The sequence below is a fragment of the Streptomyces sp. NPDC052910 genome, assembly GCF_055585605.1.
Genome location: NZ_JBVJJR010000003.1, coordinates 50,784 through 66,232, shown reverse-complemented (window position 1 = coordinate 66,232; position 15,449 = coordinate 50,784). Strand labels below are relative to the sequence as shown.

Annotated in this window: 13 protein-coding genes and 1 riboswitch; of the genes, 3 read left to right on the top strand and 10 right to left on the bottom strand. The window is 75.8% G+C overall.

Annotation, left to right across the window (positions count from 1 at the left end; all coding sequences use genetic code 11):
* Positions 1–84: 84 nt before the first annotated feature.
* From ACZ6X9_RS11295 to ACZ6X9_RS11260, 8 genes are all read right to left on the bottom strand, one after another.
* On the bottom strand, positions 85–456 hold the full coding sequence (locus ACZ6X9_RS11295) for a cobalamin biosynthesis protein (RefSeq protein WP_469777747.1): 372 nt from the start codon (positions 454–456) through the stop codon (positions 85–87).
* The gene (locus tag ACZ6X9_RS11290) at positions 449–1,807 is read right to left on the bottom strand and encodes a cobyrinate a,c-diamide synthase (RefSeq protein ID WP_469777746.1); all 1,359 of its coding nucleotides are present in this window, start codon (positions 1,805–1,807) and stop codon (positions 449–451) included. The genes ACZ6X9_RS11295 and ACZ6X9_RS11290 overlap by 8 nt, the downstream gene beginning before the upstream one ends.
* Positions 1,801–2,409: a cob(I)yrinic acid a,c-diamide adenosyltransferase gene (gene cobO, locus ACZ6X9_RS11285; RefSeq protein WP_469777745.1), complete on the bottom strand. Its 609-nt coding sequence runs from the start codon at positions 2,407–2,409 to the stop codon at positions 1,801–1,803. The genes ACZ6X9_RS11290 and cobO overlap by 7 nt, the downstream gene beginning before the upstream one ends.
* The gene (locus tag ACZ6X9_RS11280; RefSeq protein WP_469777744.1) at positions 2,409–4,526 is read right to left on the bottom strand and encodes a putative cobaltochelatase; all 2,118 of its coding nucleotides are present in this window, start codon (positions 4,524–4,526) and stop codon (positions 2,409–2,411) included. The genes cobO and ACZ6X9_RS11280 overlap by 1 nt, the downstream gene beginning before the upstream one ends.
* Positions 4,523–6,298, bottom strand: coding sequence for a cobyric acid synthase (locus ACZ6X9_RS11275; protein WP_469777743.1), 1,776 nt, complete (start codon positions 6,296–6,298; stop codon positions 4,523–4,525). Before ACZ6X9_RS11275 ends, ACZ6X9_RS11280 begins: the two co-directional genes overlap by 4 nt.
* Positions 6,291–7,289, bottom strand: coding sequence for a cobalamin biosynthesis protein (locus ACZ6X9_RS11270; RefSeq protein ID WP_469777742.1), 999 nt, complete (start codon positions 7,287–7,289; stop codon positions 6,291–6,293). The genes ACZ6X9_RS11275 and ACZ6X9_RS11270 overlap by 8 nt, the downstream gene beginning before the upstream one ends.
* A gap of 129 nt (positions 7,290–7,418) precedes the next feature.
* A riboswitch (cobalamin riboswitch) is annotated at positions 7,419–7,511 on the bottom strand.
* Positions 7,512–7,625: 114 nt separating this feature from the next.
* Positions 7,626–7,838 carry a hypothetical protein gene (locus ACZ6X9_RS11265; protein ID WP_469777741.1) on the bottom strand — a complete coding sequence of 71 codons (213 nt, stop codon included), beginning with the start codon at positions 7,836–7,838 and terminating at the stop codon, positions 7,626–7,628.
* Between the two features lie 11 nt (positions 7,839–7,849).
* Positions 7,850–9,094 (bottom strand): inorganic phosphate transporter, encoded by a 1,245-nt coding sequence (locus tag ACZ6X9_RS11260; RefSeq protein ID WP_469777740.1) that lies wholly within the window; start codon positions 9,092–9,094, stop codon positions 7,850–7,852.
* Positions 9,095–9,206: 112 nt separating this feature from the next.
* Between ACZ6X9_RS11260 and ACZ6X9_RS11255 the strand changes: the two genes are divergently transcribed.
* The 3 genes from ACZ6X9_RS11255 (at position 9,207) to ACZ6X9_RS11245 (ending at position 13,297) form a co-directional block, all read left to right on the top strand.
* Positions 9,207–9,980 (top strand): class II aldolase/adducin family protein, encoded by a 774-nt coding sequence (locus tag ACZ6X9_RS11255; RefSeq protein WP_469777739.1) that lies wholly within the window; start codon positions 9,207–9,209, stop codon positions 9,978–9,980.
* Positions 9,981–10,645: 665 nt separating this feature from the next.
* Positions 10,646–11,782, top strand: a complete 1,137-nt coding sequence (locus ACZ6X9_RS11250; protein WP_469777738.1) for an alpha/beta hydrolase family protein — start codon at positions 10,646–10,648, stop codon at positions 11,780–11,782.
* 78 nt (positions 11,783–11,860) lie between these two features.
* Positions 11,861–13,297 (top strand): hypothetical protein, encoded by a 1,437-nt coding sequence (locus ACZ6X9_RS11245; protein WP_469777737.1) that lies wholly within the window; start codon positions 11,861–11,863, stop codon positions 13,295–13,297.
* A 176-nt stretch (positions 13,298–13,473) separates the two neighbouring features.
* Here the strand turns inward: ACZ6X9_RS11245 and ACZ6X9_RS11240 are convergent, their stop codons facing one another.
* Together ACZ6X9_RS11240 and ypfJ are read right to left on the bottom strand one after the other, a co-directional pair.
* Positions 13,474–13,899 (bottom strand): VOC family protein, encoded by a 426-nt coding sequence (locus ACZ6X9_RS11240; protein ID WP_469777736.1) that lies wholly within the window; start codon positions 13,897–13,899, stop codon positions 13,474–13,476.
* 32 nt (positions 13,900–13,931) lie between these two features.
* The gene (ypfJ, locus tag ACZ6X9_RS11235) at positions 13,932–14,822 is read right to left on the bottom strand and encodes a KPN_02809 family neutral zinc metallopeptidase (protein WP_469777735.1); all 891 of its coding nucleotides are present in this window, start codon (positions 14,820–14,822) and stop codon (positions 13,932–13,934) included.
* Between the last annotated feature and the right edge of the window lie 627 nt (positions 14,823–15,449).

Sequence of the window (15,449 nt, the reverse complement as noted above, 5' to 3'; positions counted from 1 at the left end):
ACCCCCGAAACCGCGCTCCGCGCGGTTGTCCTCAAACGCCGGACGGGCTGATACAGCGGCGAAGGGGAGGGACCGGGGCACACCTCACCCCGCCACCGCACACGTCACCCGCCCGGAAACCCGCTTCGGCACGAGCAGAACCGCCCCACGCCCCGCCGCCAGCAAAGCCGCCGCCTCCGCCACGGAAGCCGTGCCGACCGCCGTGCCGACAACGGCGGAAGGATGCGGCACGGCGACCCGCCCCAACTCGGCGGCCGAGTAACCCCGCACCGGAACACCGAGCCGGACCCCCGCCGCCACGACCCCCGGCTCGGAAGCCCGCGCCGCGACCGTGGCGAGCACGGCGGGCCGGGCGCCGGGCGGCAGGCAGCGGGTGACGAGGGCCAGCACCTCGTCCGCGCCGACGCCCGGGCGGGCGCCCACGCCCACGTACACCCGCCGGGCGGAATCAGGCACGCGCGGCCGCCACCAGCCGCTCGGCCACCCCCGGCACCCCGGCCCAGTGGACGTGCAGGTACGACGCGTGGACGCCACCCGTCGCGTACCCCTCGACGCGCCGTTCGGGGGTGGTGAAGCCCCAGGCGGGCGCCGGGCCCGCGCCCGGTTCCACCACCGTGCGGTGGAACTCGTGGCCGCGCGCCCGCGTCCCCGCCGCCGCCAGGGGGTTGTCCGCGAGGGCCACGGCCTCGCGGTAGCCCAGGGTGAGCCGGGGCGACATCCGGGCCTCGGCGGGGAGGACGCCGCACATCGGGCGGCCGTCCAGCGAGCGGGACAGGTACAGCAGGCCCGCGCACTCCGCCACCACCGGGGCGCCCGTCGCGGCGAAGGCCGACACCGCCGCGCGCAGCGGCTCGTTCGCGGACAGTTCGGGCGCGTACACCTCCGGGAAACCGCCGCCGATGACCAGGCCGGCGGTGCCCTCGGGCAGCTTCTCGTCCCGCAGGGGGTCGAAGGGGACGACGTCCGCGCCGGCCGCCGTCAGCAGTTCCGTGTGTTCCGCGTACGAGAAGGTGAACGCCGGTCCGCCGGCCATCGCGATCACCGGGCGGGAGGCCGCGGGGACCTCGGCCGCCGGCGACCACGCGGGCCCCGGCAGCGGCGGCGCGCTGCGGGCCAGGGCCAGCAGCGCGTCGAGGTCGCACCCCTCCCGTACCCGCGCCGCCTGCGCGGCCACCGCGTCCAGCGCCTCCGCGCGCCGTTCGGCCACCGGGACGAGCCCGAGGTGGCGGCTGGGCGTGTCCACGTCGGCCGCCCGGCGCAGCGCGCCCAGCACCGGCACGCCCGCGCCGCCGAGCGCCTCGCGGAGCAGCGCCTCGTGCCGGTCGGAGCCGACCTTGTTGAGGATGACGCCCGCGACCCGTACCTCCGGGTCCCAGGAGGCGAAACCGTGGACCAGCGCGGCCACCGACCGCGACTGCGAGGACGCGTCCACGACGAGGACCACCGGCGCCCGCAGCAGCTTCGCCACGTGGGCCGTCGAGGCGAGCTCACCCTGGCCGCTCGCGCCGTCGAAGAGGCCCATCACGCCCTCGATGACGGCCAGTCCGGCCCCGGCCGCGCCGTGCAGGAACAGCGGCGCGACGCGCTCCGGGCCGCACAGGAACGCGTCGAGGTTGCGGCCCGGGCGGCCGGTGGCGAGCGCGTGGTAGCCCGGGTCGATGTAGTCGGGGCCCACCTTGTGCGGGGACACGGCGAGGCCGGCGTCCGCGAACGCCCGCATCAGGCCGGTGGCCACCGTCGTCTTGCCGCTGCCGGACGCGGGCGCCGCGATGACGAGCCGGGGAACGGAGGTCGTGGACGTCACCACTCGATGCCCCGCTGGCCCTTCTGGCCGGTGTCCATCGGGTGCTTGACCTTCGACATGTCGGTGACCAGGTCCGCGAAGTCCACCAGCTCCTGCGGCGCGTTGCGGCCGGTGATCACCACGTGCTGCGTCCCGGGGCGGTCCTTGAGGACCGAGACGACCTCGGCCGTGTCGATCCAGCCCCAGTGCAGCGGGTACGCGAACTCGTCCAGCACGTACAGCTTGTAGCGCTCGTCGGCCAGGTCGCGCTTGACCTGCTCCCAGCCCTCGCGCGCCTTCTCCTCGTTGCTGAGCTCCCCGTCCTTGGGGTCGCGCTGGATCCAGCTCCACCCCTCGCCCATCTTGTGCCAGTCGACCGTGCCGCCCTCGCCGGAGGCGCCCAGCACCCGCAGCGCGTTCTCCTCGCCGACCTTCCACTTCGCCGACTTCACGAACTGGAACACCCCGATCGGCCAGCCCTGGTTCCAGGCCCGCAGGGCGAGCCCGAAGGCGGCCGTCGACTTGCCCTTGCCGATGCCGGTGTGGACGAAGACGAGCGGCCGGTTGCGGCGCTGGCGCGTCGTGAGGCCGTCGTCCGGAACGACGTTCGGCTGTCCCTTGGGCATTACGCGGCTCCCCTGGTCGTGGTGGTGGTGCGGACGGTACGGACGAGCGCGGTGACGGTGTCCGCGCGGAGTTCGTCGAGGGTGACGACCGGCGCCCGCAGCGAGTGACCCAACTCGCCCGCCAGGCCCAGTCGTACGGGCCCGGCCTCGCAGTCGACGACCACGGCCGCCGTGCCCTCGGCCGCCAGCAGGCCCGCCGCGCGGGCCGCCCGGGCCAGCGGCTCGGGGCCGCCCGTCGCCCGGCCGTCGGTCACCACGACCAGCAGCGGACGCCGTGACGGATCGCGCAGCCGCTCCACCCGCAGCACCTCGCGGGCCCGCAGCAGCCCGTCGGCCAGCGGCGTCCGGCCGCCCGTCGGTAGCTTCTCCAGCCGGGCCGCGCCCGCGTCCACCGACGAGGTGGGCGGCAGCGCCACATCCGCGCCGGAACCCCGGAACGTGATCATCCCGATCTTGTCCCGGCGCTGGTAGGCGTCCAGGAGGAGGGACAGGACGGCACCCTTGACCGCGCTCATGCGCTTGCGGGCCGCCATCGAGCCGGAGGCGTCCACGACGAACAGCACCAGGTTGCCCTCGCGCCCCTCGCGCACCGCCTCGCGCAGGTCGTCGCGGCGGACGACCAGACCGCGGCCGGACCGGCCACGGGCCCGCTGGTGCGGGGCGGCGGCCTGGAGCGTCGCGGCCAGGTGCAGCCGGGTCAGCGTGCCGCGCGGGCGGCGGGCGCCGGTCGTCCGGCCGTGCGCGGTACGGGCCCGGGAACGCCGGCCGTCCGCGCCCTCACCGAGGCCCGGGACGTCGAACTTCCGGGTGCGGAACGGGTCGGCGGCGGCCACGGGCGCGGCCTCCGGGCCGCCGTCACCGGCCTGGGGCGCCGAACTCTCCTGCGGAGAGGGGCCGTTCGAGGCCGGCGAGTCGGGGGCGGGCTGCTCGCGCTGCGGCGGCAGGTCGGCGGCTTCCGGCCCCGCCTCGGAGGTCTCCTGTGTCTCCTGCGTCCCCTGAGTCTCCCGTGGCGGCACGCCGTCGCCGGGGCCGTCGTCGTCCGGGCCGCCCTCGCCCGGTCCGTCGTCGTCCGGGCCCTCGGGCTCGTCGTCCCCGCCCTCGTTCTCGTCCTCGAACTGGCGCAGGATCTCGTCCAGTTTGTCCTCGTCGAGGCCGGGCGCGTCGAAGGGGTTGCGACGGCGGCGGTGCGGGAGGGCGAGCAGCGCCGCCTGCCGGACGTCCTCGGTGACGACGTCCGTCCGTCCGGCCCAGGCGGCGAGCGCGGACGCGGTGCGGGCCGTCACGATGTCGGCGCGCATGCCGTCCACCTCGAACCCCGCGCACACGGCCGCGATCCGGCGCAGGGCGCCGTCCCCGAGCCGCACGCCCGGCAGCAGGGCGCGCGCGGCGGCGATGCGCTCCCGCAGCGCGTCCTCCTCCGCCGCCCACTTGGCGGCGAACCCGGCCGGGTCCTCGTCGAAGGCGAGCCGCCGGCGGACGACCTCCACCCGCTCGTCGGTCTCCCGCGAGGCGGCCACCTCGACGGTCAGGCCGAAACGGTCCAGAAGCTGCGGACGGAGCTCACCCTCCTCGGGGTTCATGGTGCCGACGAGGAGGAAGCGGGAGGCGTGGCGGACGGAGACGCCTTCGCGCTCGATATGGGCGGCGCCCGTCGCCGCCGCGTCGAGCAGCGAGTCGACGAGGTGGTCACCCAGCAGATTGACCTCGTCCACGTACAGCACACCCCGGTGCGCGGCGGCCAGCAGGCCCGGCTCGAACGCCTTCACCCCGTCGGACAGGGCGCGCTCGATGTCCAGCGAGCCGACGAGCCGGTCCTCCGAGGCGCCCACGGGCAGCTCGACCATCCGCGCCGGGCGGACGAACCGGGTGCCGTCCTCGTGCGGGCCGTCGGGGCAGGCGGTGTCCGGGGCCGCCGGGTCGCAGGCGAAACGGCAATCGGTGTGGGTCTCGACCTCGGGGAGAAGGGTGGCGAGAGCGCGGACGGTCGTCGTCTTCGCCGTGCCCTTCTCACCGCGCACGAGCACACCGCCCACGGAGGGTGAGACGGCGTTGAGGAGCAGCGCCAGCCGCAGGCTGTCCATGCCGACGACGGCGGCGAAGGGGTACGGGGTGCTCATGCGGTGATCGCTCCTTCGGAGGGTGTCTCTGGGCGGGGCGAGGGGAGGGGGGACCCCCGTTTCACCGTTTCTTCGGGGGCCGCGTCCCCGGCCCCCGGGCTGGTGCGGCGAGCGGTGTCGCCGCCGCCGGCACCGGGGCGGCGGGTGGCCCCGGCTTCCGTGTCGCGGGCGTGGGCGGGGCCGCCCGCGGCCGCGTCCGAGTGGCGGGCCGGACCACCGGCTTCCGCGTCGGGCCTGCCGGCCGAGCCCCCCGCCGCCGGCGCCCCCGGCGGAATGAACGGCAGTCCCGCCGGGACCCCGTCCTCGATCAGACGCAGCAAGGCGTCCGTGTCGGCGTGCTCCTCGATCAGGTCGCCGAGACGGTCGAGTTGCTCCTCGCGCAGGGCGGCGAACGACGTGTCGGGGGCGGGGACGAACCGGCGGCCCGCCTGCGCGGCCACCCGGCGGAGGAACGCGCGGCGGAAACCGTCGCTCTCCAGGGAGCCGTGCCAGTGGGTGCCCCAGACCGCGCCGACACGGCAGCCGTCGAGGAACTCCTCGTCGCCGCCGGTCACTTCGGCGACGCCGTGGTGGATCTCGTAGCCGTCGACGTGCTCGTCGAGCGCCTTTCCCGTCGGGCGGGCGAGCGTCTTCTCCGCCGCGAAGCGGACCCGGACCGGGAGCAGCCCGAGACCGTCCACGACACCGGCCCGGGACTCGACGTCGTCCTCGATCCGTTCACCCAGCAACTGGAAGCCGCCGCAGATGCCGAGCACCGGGCGGCCCTCGGCGGCGCGCCGGGCGAGCGCGTCGGCGAGGCCGCGCTCGCGGAGCCAGGCGAGGGCGCGGACCGTGCCCCGGGTGCCGGGGACGACGACGAGGTCCGCGTCGGCCAGCTCCTCCGGGCGGTCCACGAACCGGACGACGACGCCCGGTTCGGCGGCCAGCGCGTCGACGTCCGTGAAGTTGGACATCAGCGGGATCGCGCAGACGGCGACCCGCAGCACGTCCTCGCCGTACGGCGGGGCGACGACCGACTCGCGGACCGCGCCGCGCAGCGACACCCGCAGGCCGTCCTCCTCGTCGATGCCGAGGCCGTGGGCGAACGGCAGGACGCCGTACGTCCGGCGGCCGGTGAGGCCGCGCAGCATCTCCAGGCCCGGCTCCAGGAGCGAGACGTCACCCCGGAACTTGTTGACGATATAGCCGGCGATGAGCTCCTGGTCCTCGGGGGAGAGGAGCGCGGTCGTGCCGAAGAACGACGCGAAGACGCCGCCGCGGTCGATGTCGCCGACCACGACGACCGGCAGCCGGGCGGCCCGCGCGATGCCCATGTTGACGATGTCGGTGCGGCGCAGGTTGATCTCGGCAGGGCTGCCGGCGCCCTCGCAGATCACCGCGTCGTGGGTGCGGCGCAGCTCCGCGAGACAGTCGGTGACCGTGCCGAACAACTGCTCCTGGCGGCCGGAGTGGTAGCCGCGGGCGCTCAGTTCGCCGACCGGCTTCCCCATCAGGACGATCTGGCTGCTGCGGTCGCCGCCGGGCTTCAGGAGCACCGGGTTCATCAGCGCGGACGGCTCGACGCGGGCCGCCGCGGCCTGCATGGCCTGGGCGCGGCCGATCTCGGCGCCCTCGCGGGTGACGAACGAGTTCAGCGACATGTTCTGCGCCTTGAAGGGCGCCACTCTGACGCCCTTGCGGACCAGCCACCGGCAGATGCCGGCCGTGACCACGCTCTTGCCCGCGTCGGAGGTCGTCCCCGCGACCAGCAGGCCCCCGCCCGACTCAGCCACTTTTCCTCCTCGTCACGGATCCCGCTCCCAATCTGCCCACGAGGCGGCCCCGGGAGACCGCCCAGCGGCCGGCGACCGCGGCGCCCAGCGCCAGCAGCGACACCCGGCGCGACAGCCGCACGGCCCGTTCGATGTCGCCCGTCGCGACCGGGCGGAGCTCCGCGCCCAGAACCGGACGGTGCTCGACGCGTCCGGCGTAGGCGAGGGTGCCGCCGAGGCGGACGCCCAGGGCACCGGCGAACGCGGCCTCCACCGGGCCGGCGTTAGGGCTCGGATGGCGGCCGGCGTCGCGGCGGGCAACCCGCAGGGCGCGCCGTGGGTCCGGGCCGGCGACGACCGCGAGGGCCGCGGTCAGCCGGGCACCGGGCCAGCCGACGACGTCGTCGAGCCGCGCGGAGGCCCAGCCGAAGCGGCGGTGGCGCGGCGACTTGTGGCCCACCATGGCGTCCAGCGTGTTGACGGCCCGGAAGCCGACCAGGCCCGGCACCCCGGCGAACGCGCCCCAGACGAGGGCGCCGACGACCGCGTCGGAGGTGTTCTCGGCGACGGACTCCACGACGGCGCGGGCGATCTGCTGCGCGTCGAGGGACTGCGGGTCGCGTCCGCACAGGTGGGGCAGCCGCTCCCGGGCGACGTCCAGGTCGCCGGCGGCCAGCGCGCCGCCGATGGCGCGGGCCTCGCGGCCCAGCGAAGTGCCGCCGAGGACGGCCCAGGTGGCGACGGCGGTCAGCGCGACGTCCGCGGCGCGGGACGTCCGTCCGGCGCGCGCCAGCAGGGTGGCGGCGGCCACGGCGCCGCCCGCGCAGACGGCCGTGTGCAGGGTGCCGCGGCCGCGGTGATCGGCCCACAGGCGGCGTTCGACGGCGTGCGCGGCTCGGCCGAAGGCGGCCACGGGGTGGCCCCGGCGGGGATCGGCGACCACGAGGTCGGCCAGGAAGCCGAGCGCGGCGCCGCACGCGAAACCGACGGGACCCGAAGTGCCCGTACGCATCGGCTCAGACCGCCGTCGCGCCTCGGGAGGACCGGCTCGGGAGGGCGTGGGGTGATCGGCGGCGGCCGCGCATGGTCTGTGTGTCCTCACTCAGGGTCCGCGCCCTGGTTCGACGTGACCGGCGACCCAGAGTCTCCTGGCTTCCGGACGGACGCTTTGCCGCTGCGCGGGCGTCGTTCGGTGACAGTGGCGGGACCGCGCCGGATTCTCACCGGCTTCCTCTGTGTGTCGCCGTTTGGCCTCGGCAGTTCACCATGGCCCGTGAGCGGCGTCAACTCGCGGTGGGTGGCCCCTGACCCTCCCCCAGAGGGGGCAGGGTCAGGGGCAACCCCAACGTCACGCGACGATCAGGTAAATCCCGTACCCGACAGCCGCCGCGCACACGGCGAACGCCGCATAAGCGCCCGCCCGCGCCCCCGCGGAAGCGGACCCGCCGCCCCGCGACGGCGACGTCCCCACGATCCCGAGGGTGAAGGCCCCCACCAGCCCCACCGTCATCACGAGACTGACGCCGAAGACCTGCCCCAGAGCTGCCCAGTCGATGTGCATAGCGAAGGTCCTCAGGTGGTCGCGGCCACGGCGGGCGCCGGGGCGGGCTCGGGGGTGACGGTCGGGGCGGCGGCCAACAGACCCGCCGGCGGCGGGGCGACGGCCTGGAGGGCGGCGGTGACGACACCGACCGGCTCGGCCGGAACGGCGGGCGCCGGCTCGTGGACGCTGTCGGGCGTCACGGGCTTGCGCCGCGACACCAGCCAGATCACGCCGCTCACGGCCAGGCCGAGGAGGGCCACCGCCGTCACACCCCAGGTCCCCTGGTCGGCGAGGAGCGCCGCGCCGGCCGCGACCAGACCGGCCGCCGGCAGCGTCAGGCACCAGGCGACGACCATGCGGCCGGCGGTGGACCAGCGGACGACGCCGCCCTTGCGGCCCAGGCCCGCGCCCATGATCGAGCCGGAGCAGACCTGCGTGGTGGAGAGCGCGAAGCCGATGTGCGAGGAGGCGAGGATGACGGTCGCGGCACCGGTCTGGGCGGCGAAGCCCTGCGCCGGGCGGATGTCGGTGAGGCCCTTGCCGAGGGTCTGGATGATGCGCCAGCCGCCGAGGTAGGTGCCGAGCGCGATGGCCAGGCCCGCCGAGACGACGACCCACAGCGGCGGGTCGGAGTGCGGGGCGACGACGCCGCCGGTGACCAGCGCGAGCGTGATCACGCCCATGGTCTTCTGCGCGTCGTTGGTGCCGTGCGCCAGCGAGACCAGCGCGGCGGAGGCGATCTGGCCGGCGCGGTAGCCCTTGGCGGTGTCGGCCTCGTCGCGGTCGCGGGTCAGGCGGTAGGTGAGCTTGGTCGCGGCCCAGGCGGAGACGCCGGCCACGATCGGGGCGGCCACCGCCGGGATCAGGACCTTCATGACGACCTTGTCGCCGTTGACCGCGTCGAAGCCGACCGAGGCGACGGTCGCGCCGATCAGGCCGCCGAAGAGGGCGTGCGAGGAGCTGGAGGGCAGGCCGGCCAGCCAGGTCAGCAGGTTCCAGACGATGGCGCCGACCAGACCGGCGAAAATCACCTCTGGTCGGATTCCGGCGGTCTCGTCGATGATGCCTCCGGAGATCGTCTTGGCGACCTCCACGGAGAGGAACGCACCGACGAGGTTGAGCACCGCCGACATCGCCACCGCTGCCTTGGGCTTGAGTGCCCCGGTGGAAATGGTGGTGGCCATCGCGTTGGCCGTGTCGTGGAAGCCGTTCGTAAAGTCGAACACCAAGGCCGTGACGATCACGATCCCGATGAGAAGCGTGATGTGTTCCATTCACCCAGGCAATCAGTCCGGTGGTCAGTACGCCGCGACGGTAAGGACTTCGGGTGAACGGAAGGTGAACTGGGACGGGATCCATGGTGACGCGAACCGGAGGGGGTCGTCGATGAAACAGCGGGCGGACGAGGGCACGATGTCCCGGATCCGGGCTGAGGTGCTGGCCACGGCCCGAAGGACGGTCGCGGACGGCCTGGTCGTGGGCACGTCGGGGAACGTCTCCGCCCGGGTGGGCGACGTGGTCCTCGTCACACCGAGCGGGGTGCCGTACGACCGGTTGCGCCCGGAGGACATCGTCGCCGTGGGCCTCGACGGACGCCCGGAGCCCGGGGGCATGGCCCGCGACTCCGGCGGGGCGGCGGCCCGAGAGCCCGGGGGCGTGGCCCGCGCTTCCGGCGGCTCGGCCCGGGAGCCCGGGAGCCCGGCCCCCGAACCCGGCGGCCTCGCCCCCACCAGCGAGCTCCCCCTCCACCTCGCCGTCTACCGGGCCACCGACGCCACGGCCATCGTCCATACGCACGCCGTCCACGCCACCGCCGTCTCCACCCTGGTGACGGAGTTGCCGCCGGTCCACTACATGACCGCGGCCCTCGGCGGACCCGTACGGGTCGCCCCCTACGCCCTCTACGGGAGCGACGAGCTCGCCCGGCACGCGCTCACCGCCCTGCGGGGCCGCACCGGCTGCCTCCTGCGCAACCACGGCACCCTCACCTACGGGACGACCCTGGACCAGGCGTACGACCGCACCGCCCAACTGGAGTGGATGTGCCGGGTCTGGCTCGCGGCCTCCGGCGTGCCCGGGCGGACGCCGTCCCTCCTCGACGCCGGGCAGCTCGCGGAGGCGGGGGAGAAGCTGCGCGGGTACGGGCCACGGCGGGGGTGACGGCACGCGCCGTCCGGGGCGTGCGGTGACGGGCCGCGGTGCGGGTGGTGACGGCCGGCGCCGCGCGGTGCCGGTCCGCCGCGGCGGAGGCGCACGACGGCTCCCGCCCGGCCGTCGCCGGATCCCGGACGGCCCGGCCGCCCACGGGCCCGGCGGGGGACGCCCCGGTGACACGGATGCACCGGCGACACGGATGCACTGGTGACACGGACGCACGAGCCACGCGGACGCACCGGTGGCGCGGACTCGCCGGTGTCATGGACGCGCCGGACGGGGGCGGACCCGGCCCCGACCGGATCGCCGGCCGTCCGGAGGCCACCGGAGACCGGCCGTCCGGAGGCCACCGGAGACTGGCCGTCGAGGAGCGGCCGAGCACGGGCCGGGCGGTGGTTACGCGCCGGCTTTTCGCGGGGGAGCGCCCGAGGCCCCCGCCGGCGGGACCACGCCGGCCGGCCGGCCCGTACCCCCGCCCGCCGGCCCGCACCCCCCGTCCCACCGGCCCGTACCCCCGTCCCACGGGCCCGCACCCCCGTCCCACCGGCCGGCCCGTACCCCCGTCCGCCCGGCCCGCACCGCGGCCCCGTACCCCCGGCCGTGTCCGCGATCACCCGCGCGCCCGCCCACGCCGACTGGCCCCGGCCCACCCCGGTGCGGACACTGGAGGGATGCATCTGGTCCGGACGACGGCGATGACAGCGGCGACCATGATCGGTGCCGGGGCGGCTGCCCTGGTCGCGGGGCGGTACGCGGGGGACGGCCTGCTGAGAAACGGCCCGGACCGGCCCCTTCCGGGTGAGCCCCGGCTCACCGTACGGGCCGTCGACCGGGCCACCGTCACGCTCGACCGCACCCCCGCCTCCTGCCGCCCCGGCACCTACGGGCTCACCGGAAGGGGCCTGCACGCCGTCGTCGGACCGCCCGTCGCCGACGTCTCGCACCCGCACGACCGCGTCGTCCGACGGCTCGAACGGATCACCCACGGGGACCTCCGGCCCGGCCTCGGGGTCCGGCTCACCCCGCAGGTCCACCGCGGCGACCCGCGCGAGGCGCTCGGCCTGGGCCCGGACGACTTCGACGACGTGAAGCTCGCCGGCGAGACCGGCCCGCTGCCCGCCTGGTTCCTGCCCGGCGCCCGCGACACCTTCGTGGTCACCGCGCACGGGCTCGGCACCACCCGCGAACACCCCATGGCCCTGCTGCCGTTCCTGCGCCGGCTGCGGCTCCCCGCGCTCGTCCCCGCCCACCGGGGCGACCCCGGAGCCGCCCCGTCCGCCGACGGCCTCGACCGGCTCGGCGCCGTCGAGTGGCGTGACGTCGCCACCGCCGTCGAGGAGGCCGTCCGGCACGGCGCCCGGCGCGTGGTGCTGCACGGCTGGTCCACCGGCGCCACCGCGGCCCTGCTCGCCGCGGCCGACCCACGGGTCCGGCCGCACGTCGGCGGGCTCGTCCTCGACTCACCGGTGCTCGACTGGGACGCCGCGCTGCGCGCCCTCGCCGCGCGCCGGCTCCCGGCCGCCCTGCGCCCGCTCGCGGTGCACGCGGCCCGGGTGCGGGCCGGGCTGGACCAGGAGCGGCTTCGCGCCGCCGTCGCCGACTCCGCCCGCCCGGCCGTGCCCGTCCTGCTGCTGCACAGCCCGGACGACGCCGTCGCGCCCTGGGCGCACTCCCGGGAGCTGGCCGCGCGCCGTCCGGATCTGGTCACTTTGCGGACCGTCCGCGACGCCGGGCACGCGGCCCTGTGGAACGCGGACCGCAAGGGCTACGAGGAGTCCCTGCGACGGTTCCTGACGCCCCTTATGTAGGTCGTCACCAGGGGGCATCCGTGACTGCATGGTTGATTCCGATTGGGTTTTCGGAGCGTGAACGGCAAGACTGCACCTGTGACGTCCCGTACTCCGCGCGACTCCCGGCTCAGACTCGTACCCCGGCAGCCGATCACCGCCGCCCGCAGGGCGGTGGCCGACCGAGGCTCCCGTCCGGCACCCCGGCCGCCCGCCGGCATCCCGGGCCGTCCGGAACTCGCCCGGCAGGCGAGAGCCGGACTCACCGGTGCCGTCCGGCTCGCCCGCTGGGCGGCCGCCGAGCACGCCCGCGGGGCCGGACCGGGCCCCGACGAGGCCGGTGCGCTCGGGCCGGCGACGGCCGAGCGGGCCGCCGCCGACCTCGGCCTGACACTGCGCCAGGTGCAGGCCGACTGGGACCGTGCCCGGCTCGCCGGACTGCTCGAACTGCACGACGGCAGCGCCCGCGCCGGCTGGCGGCTGACCGCCTGGGACCGCGACGACAGCGCCGTGCTGCGCGGCTGGGTCGCCTTGTTCGACGCCTGGTCGCTCGCCCACCCCGAGCCGGCCGGCACCGACCCGACCGTGGCCGCCGAGGTCGTCGAGGCCGCCCCGCAACTGCTGTCCGTCATGCACCTGTCCGGCGGCCCGGTCGCCGTCGCCATGCTGCTCGACCTGCTCCGGCAGCGGGTGGCGGAGATCCGCGCCGAGCGCTGCGAGATCTCCTACGACGGCCCAGGACCGGTCCCGTCCGGGCCGCCCGTGCCCGCCCCCCGCGCCGGGGACGCGGACGACGCGGGACCGCTGCCGGACCTGCTCGCCTGGGCGCTCGACGGCCTGGCCTCCGTCGGCGCCCTCGTGGTCCGCGGCGGCACCGGGCCGGACGCCGAGGCCGTGCTCACGCCGCTCGGCAACTGGGCGGTCTGGGTCAAGCTCGAACAGATCTGCGTGGCCGCCCAGAGCCCCGCCGGCAACATCGAGCTCTCGGCCGAGGCGATGCTGCGCGGCTGCGCCGACCTCAGCCCCGGGCCCGCCCGCGCCGAGTACCGGGCCTGGCTCGCCGCCCGCCCCGTGCGCAGCGCCGTTGCCGAGCTCCTGGAGGCGGCCCGGGGCGACGACGCCCTCGTCCGCGGCCTCGCCTTCGAGGCGCTGCGGGCCGTCGGCGCCCCCGCCGAACCCGCCGTCCGCGCGGTCGTCGACGAGACGGTGCTGCGCCCCTACGCCCTGCTGTGGCTGGCGGAACAGGACGGGCGCGACCCGGAGGAGGCCGCCGAGGTCCTCACCCGGGAGGAGGCCACCTGGCTGTGGGTCGACACGGCGGCGGCGGTCGCCGACCACGGGGAGAGCCGGCTGCTCGTGCGGCACCTGGAGTCCGCCGTGCAGGGCACGGTGCCGGCGCTGCTCGCGGAGGTACGGGCGGTGGGGCATCCCCGGACCGTCCAGGTGCTGGTGGCGCTGGCCGCCGCGCACCCGGATCCGGCCCTGGCGAAGGCGGTGCGCAGGGCGGCGTTCCAGGTGCACCGCGGGGGGAGCTGAGCCCCGGTCCCGCCCCTTCGCCGCTCGTCCTCAAGTGCCGGACGGGCTGAAATCAGCCCGTCCGGCACTTGAGGACAGCGCGCGCAGCGCGCTTCGGGGGGCGGGGGCTCGCCCCGCAGGAAACGGTGAATGGGGGTTCCCCCTCTGAGGGAGGGCCAGGGGCAAACTCCCCGACGTCAGCCGGCGACCTCCGGCCCCGCCGGCGCATACGTCCCGAACGTCCAGAGGTTGCCCTCCAAGTCCCGCGCCAGATAATCCCGCGCCCCGTACACCTGGTCGGCCGGCGGCACCAGAATCTCCGCCCCCTGCCGCCGAGCCCGCTCGCAATGAGCGTCCACATCGTCCACGACGACATAGATCCCGGCAGGCCCCGCATCGGCCATGGCCTCGGCGAAAGGGCCGCCCCGCCCGGCCGAGCCGATCATCACCATGCCGTTGCCGTGGACGAGCTCCGCGTGCAGCACGGTCCCGTCCTCGCTCTCGTAGAGCGCGGACCTGACAAAGCCGAAGGCGGTGGTGAGCTGGGCCAGGGCCGCCCGGGCGTCGCGGTAGAGAAGCGCCGGGGTGACGGTGGGACGGATGGTGTGGGTGAGGTCCGACATGGCACTGACTCCTCGCTTCCGCGGGTCACCGGCTACCGGAACGTGTCGCAGGCGGCCACGTTCCCCGTCCGGTACCCGGTGGTGAACCACTGCTGCCGCTGCTGTGCCGACCCGTGGGTCCAGCTCTCGGGGGTGACCCGGCCCTGGAACTTCTCCTGGATGCGGTCGTCGCCGACCGCCGCCGCGGCCGACAACCCGTCCTCGATGTCCGTCGTGGTCAGCGGCTTGAGCAGCGGCTTCCCCGTCGTCTTAGACGGCGTCGAGGCCGCGTGGTGGGCCCAGACGCCCGCGTAGCAGTCGGCCTGGAGCTCGACCTTGACCGCGTTGCTGCCGGCCCCGGTCCTGCGGTCCTGGGAGCGGGCGAGCGTCCCGGTGAGGTTCTGGATGTGGTGCCCGTACTCGTGGGCGACGACGTACGCCTCGGCGAAGGGGCCGCCGCGCGCCCCGAACTTGCTCGTGAGCTCCTTGAAGAAGTCCAGGTCCAGGTAGACCTTGTGGTCGCCGGGGCAGTAGAACGGCCCGACGGCCGACGTCGCGGCCCCGCAGGCGGTGTTCGTCCGGCCGGTGAACAGCTTCGTCTGCGCCTGGCTGTAGGCGGTGGAGCGGCGGGCGAACTCCTGGCTCCAGAACGCCTGGGCACTGTTGACGACGCCGACGATCCGGCAGTCCTCGCGGGTGTTGGCGTCCCGGCCCTTGTGGCAGTCCCGCTGCACCTGGGCGTCCGTGCTCGCCGAGGACGAGGTGCCCGGCTCGCCCGAGGACAGCCCCAGCTCCTGCGGGCCGATGCCGAAGAAGAGGCCGGCGAGCAGCGCGAGCAGCCCCACCAGGCCGCCGCCGACGGTCAGCCCGCCGCCGGGGATCCGGCTGCCCCGCTCGTCCTGGACCTGCGAGGTGTCGAGATCCGCGTCGTCGTCGAACTGCATGCGCGACCGCCTCTCCACCCGGGGACACCACCCCGAGTATCCGTTAAACGCCCGATGTGTGCTCCGTCACGGCTTTTGCCTCGGCCGGGACGGTGCCTTCCCGGTGCCTCCGGTGCTTCCGCAGGAGGGGCTGCCCTGCGCGCGACGGGCGAAACGGCGGGCAAGGAGAGCGGAGGCCAGGGGAGGCCGGCGGAGGACAGCGGAGGCCGGGGAGCGCAGGGCAGGAGCGGACAGGACGAGCAAGAGGAAGCCGAGGGGATGGGATGGCAGGGAAGACGACATGGGCGCAGCCGGGGAACCACGCGGATGCCGGTACGGCGCACCCCCCCCGCCTGCCCCCGCCGCCGGGCGCACCCCCCGCCCATCACCGGGCACCCACCGTCACCGGGCACCCACCCGTCACCGGGCACCCACCCGTCACCGGGCACCCGCCCCGCCGCCGGGCGTACACCCCGCCCGTGACCGGGCGCACACCCCGTCCGCCCCCGGCGTGCGACGCGTGCGACCGGCGCGGCGGAACGCCCCGTCCGCCCCGTCGTCCCGCCGCCCGGCCGGGAAATCCGCTTGCCCGCCCCCGTTAGAATCTTCCCCATGGCTTCTCTCCTCGTGCATTAGACGGCGCAGCCG